Below are 4,449 nucleotides of genomic sequence, written 5' to 3'. Positions count from 1 at the left end.
TTAAAATCAAATTTATCAAATTTCATAATTTTAGATTCCTATAATTTCTATTTTAAATATATTTTATAGGAATTTTAAAATAACTAGGTTATGCAAGAAGTCTAATGTAATATCTTTATTATTACCAAAATAAATCATAAGTAAATTATTACTGCCTAAAAATAATTGAGATAATAATTTTTTTGAAAATCTAATTTTTAATTTTATATCATTAGTATAATATGCTTGTAAATATGTTTTGGTAATTTTTCCATTATCATATATTAGATAATTTTGTTATTTGTAATAAAAATTTTACATTATCCCTACTTTTAGTTTTATATATATTTTGATAATTATCACTTGGTAAACCATTAGTATATGCGGTATCAAATGTTTTAATTTCATTATTTATATTATCTGTATATAAAGTATTGTATTTTCAAAATTAATTTTATCAGTTTGTGAACGGCCACTTTGTTGTAAAATTAAATCTGATAATAAACCAGAAATAAAATTACAACTATTATTTCCAATCGTTAAATCAATATTTCTATCAGAAATAAAATTCTCTATTTCAGGTGGTCCACATTCAACTTGCAAATTACCAAGATTACTTACTTCAATTGTTTTATAAGCATCTTGGAATTTACTGATACTTTGAATAGTTGGGTCAATTTGTTTTAAATCAATTTCTACTTCATAATACCCATAATTAAATTCATCAGAAAATAAATTAATATAATTTCCAGAAGAACCTTTTTACATTGTGCTGGTGCTGTAATTTTGGTTTTTAATGGTTGCACTGTAATAGAAGACATAATATTTTTGGTATATGGTTTATAGTTATATGGAACTGGTGGCAATACATATTGTGGATAATTAAATGTTGGTATTTCATAGTCATGTGGTAATAAGAAACTAGTTTTATAATTAGTTGTCATATCGCGTAAATAATTATTTAATACACTTTTTGTTTTACCTCTGAAACTTCATACTGATAAGCGTAAGTAATCTTCTTCATTATTTGTATATGGGTTATCAGCATAAAAGATAATTTCAAAATTACCTTTATATAATGCTTGGATTGAAAACATATCAATTATATAACTACAATTTGTSCCATCTGGTGTTTGTAAGAATTCGCAATTATTATCTTTTTCACTATCACTAACTGGTTTTTGTGCTTCAACTGCTTTTGTTTWTTCATTAATTAAATAAACTCGGTTAGTTTTAGGATTTAATTGTTTTAAATTATAAGTTGAATAAACTAGTTCACTTGTTGGTTTACCATCTTTAGTTAAAACAGTCCCTTTAAATTTATCAGTTAATAAAGTAGTAAACCCTAAACTAGTAGCATTTGCACCAATCATAGCACCGACTTTATCATTTCCTTGTTCTCTAAATATTTCAAATGGTAAATAACCTTTACCAGCAGACTTATTACCTCAAAAGGCATCGTTATAAAAACTATAAACATTAGCACTCATAAAACCATTAAGTCATGGAAAATTAGGTCATTTATCATCTTGGGTAATTGTTAAATTCCCAATTCAGTCCCAAGGAATACCAAACGAAACAAAGTTTAAAAACTTTCCAATAGCAGGTATCGTAAAAGGATTAAAGACTAATTTTTGCGTATAGTTTAAAGGTAATATGGTAATTTGGCGATTAATAAAATTATTCATATTTAAAATATCTCAAACATTACAAGAACCCATTTTATTATATTCAATTTGAACTTGTCCAACRGTATTACCAAATTCATCTTTTCTTCTAAAATATGATGATGCTTGCGTACTAATAATATTATTAACAATTCCACTATTTACTTTTATTTTATTTGGTGGAGTAATCATTCAATTTTTAGACCAATAAGGTTTAGAATTTGAATTTTCTTCCTTAATAGTTGTTCCAACAGTCGGATTAGTTGCTGTTGAACTTGCTTTATCTGTTATTATCATACCCTCATTATTTTTTTCAATTCAAAAATCAGACATTGATTGAATATGTTCTTTTCAATCTTTATATCCAGTAATAATAGTTGGTTGTATCCCTTGAATGTTATATCAACTTACTTCGGGTGATGCATAAGTATTTATTTTATCAGGWGGAGCAGGATACATGTTATACATTAATAAATCTCTTGAATTCATTACTTTTTTATTAAATTGACCTTTAATAATTGGTCTTCCTATAACTGGTATATCAAATAAAATTGGATTACCATAAAATTTAACTGCCATTGCTCTAACCCCTGGATCTTTTAATAAAATATCATCTAATTCAACAATACCTTTATTTAATTTTTCATCATAAGTTATTTTAGGAAAACAATAACCCTCTCCTGGAGCACTTGTTTGAATAAATTGTCTTACTGATAAACCACTATTACTAATTTTGTCATTAATACTTGAAAATGTAATTTCTTGTCATAAAAAACTACCATCATATGGTGAATAATAATTAATAACATTTGATGGATATAATCATTGTCTATCTTGTGGTGCAGAATTAATATCACCACCACCAATATTTAAACCACGGTCATTAAATACAGTATAAAAATTATAATAATCATTAATATTTAATTTATCGGCATCTTCATCTAAAATTAATAAAGTATATTGTCTTTCWGTTGATTGTTGAGTAAATACTTGTTCAAATTTAGCTTCACCAAATTGAATTGAACTTCTATCATCAATCATATAAGCATCTCAATATTTACCAACTTTAACTTCTTTTGTATAAAAATTATCTGCTTTATTATCATTATTCATAAAATAACTTAATTTATATTGATTTAAGTATTCTAAAATTTTATTAACATCATAAATATTTTCACCATCAATTAATTTTCAATAAACATTATTATTTTCATCTTTTAATTTTATCGCAAATGGTGTTTCATTATTGGCTCATATAGTTGAATTAATTGGTTGTTTATTAAAATCATCAATCGTTAATATATTAATTTCTTCACCTTTATATTTTTGTACTATTTTTAAACTATTTTGTCATTGAGCAATAGTACTTTCCATATTATCAAATATGCGTGAATAACTACCATAATCACTTGGTTTTGCATTATTTGGTTTTCAACCTGTTTCAGTATCAGGGATATATGAACTATAAACATTAAAAGGAAATACCATTCAATGGCGATTATCTTTTATATCTTCTCTTATTTGTATCAAATTATTATGAGCATCTCTTCTTAATTGCTCAATTCTTCCCATACTAAATTCCATTTATTTAATTCTCCTTAATTTCTGTTCTACCTTGTAAGGCATTTTGATTATTACCAGTTTCATCATATTCTAGAAATTTATTATTATGTTCTATTTCTTTTGCGTTTATTTTATCTCAGTATTTTTCAATTTTTTCATAATATTTAGTTGCTTCTAATTCATCAACATTATCATAATTCAATTATCGCTCTTATTGGTTCCATTGTGTGATTTTCTAATCTAGTAGTAATTAGTTCATTTTGTCGCATTTGGTCAACTAAACTAGCATTAACAAAATCAAAACCATAAGGTCGTTCACCAACACCATCTCATAAACCGTAATATTTTAAAACAGTATCAAACACTTTTGTATAATATTGCTTACGATATGCTTGTAAATATGCTTGTTTTTCTAAATCTTTTGTTTTTTTTTATTAATGATTGTGTTTTATTTTCTTCACTATCTGAGGCATCACCAAAAGGGCTAGAAAAATTACATACTATATATACTTGTTCAATAATTGCTTTTTGGTCTTGTGTATATGTTTCTAAGGTTGGTGTACCTTGTACTACTTGTAAAGATTGGGATAATTGACCATCTACTGTTGATGAACTTGATTGAACAAAAATATCATCAAATACATCTTGTAGTACTTTTTTATTACCTTTGTTATAAGCAGTCATTAAATCATCACTTAGTATCCCATATCAATGCGTACGATTTGCATATCTTTCTTTTGATTTAATATTAAAACTATCTTCTAAATCAAATTGTAATTTATAACAATTTGCCATTGTAGGTCATGGGTTTAAAGTAGTTGATGTAGATAAAAATAATGGATTAGGTTCATTAATCATTTCTCAAAAAGGTACTATTCCTAATTTATTTTTAAATTCTTGTACTAAAACAGGTCTAACATTATCTTTAATTTCTGTTTTGCTTTGCCCAACAACTACTTCATTATTTTTTGGCCAACCCTTAATAATTATCTTATCTTTAGTACAAATTAAATTTAAAATAAAGCCACTATCTGATTGATGATAATTTAATCAAATATCAGCACCTTGTTCAATTTCGTTTATTTTACTTACACGAGATGTAAAGTTAAAAGGGTTAATTCATAAATCATTAGACTTCTTGCATAACCTAGTTATTTTAAAATTCCTATAAAATATATTTAAAATAGAAATTATAGGAATCTAAAATTATGAAATTTGATAAATTTGATTTTATTANTTA

General features: G+C 25.0%; 5 protein-coding genes. All 5 read right to left on the bottom strand.

The genetic code is table 4. The annotated features are described in order from the left end of the window. Positions 1 to 390 precede the first annotated feature (390 nt). On the bottom strand, positions 391 to 582 hold the full coding sequence (locus tag EHV01_RS03580; RefSeq protein WP_422066234.1) for a hypothetical protein: 192 nt from the start codon (positions 580 to 582) through the stop codon (positions 391 to 393). Between the two features lie 92 nt (positions 583 to 674). Beyond that, positions 675 to 3,230, bottom strand: coding sequence for a hypothetical protein (locus EHV01_RS03575; protein WP_422066233.1), 2,556 nt, complete (start codon positions 3,228 to 3,230; stop codon positions 675 to 677). A gap of 4 nt (positions 3,231 to 3,234) precedes the next feature. Continuing rightward, positions 3,235 to 3,411 (bottom strand): hypothetical protein, encoded by a 177-nt coding sequence (locus EHV01_RS03570; protein ID WP_422066232.1) that lies wholly within the window; start codon positions 3,409 to 3,411, stop codon positions 3,235 to 3,237. Continuing rightward, positions 3,398 to 3,574 (bottom strand): hypothetical protein, encoded by a 177-nt coding sequence (locus EHV01_RS03565; protein WP_422066231.1) that lies wholly within the window; start codon positions 3,572 to 3,574, stop codon positions 3,398 to 3,400. Before EHV01_RS03565 ends, EHV01_RS03570 begins: the two co-directional genes overlap by 14 nt. Before the next feature lie 16 nt (positions 3,575 to 3,590). Further along, complete coding sequence (locus EHV01_RS03560; protein ID WP_422066230.1) at positions 3,591 to 4,067, bottom strand: hypothetical protein; 477 nt, start codon at positions 4,065 to 4,067, stop codon at positions 3,591 to 3,593. Positions 4,068 to 4,449: the final 382 nt, after the last annotated feature.

The organism is Spiroplasma sp. hy2, assembly GCF_044714365.1.
GTDB lineage: Bacteria > Bacillota_I > Bacilli_A > Mycoplasmatales > Mycoplasmataceae > Spiroplasma > Spiroplasma phoeniceum.
This window is presented reverse-complemented; position numbering and strand designations above follow the sequence as displayed.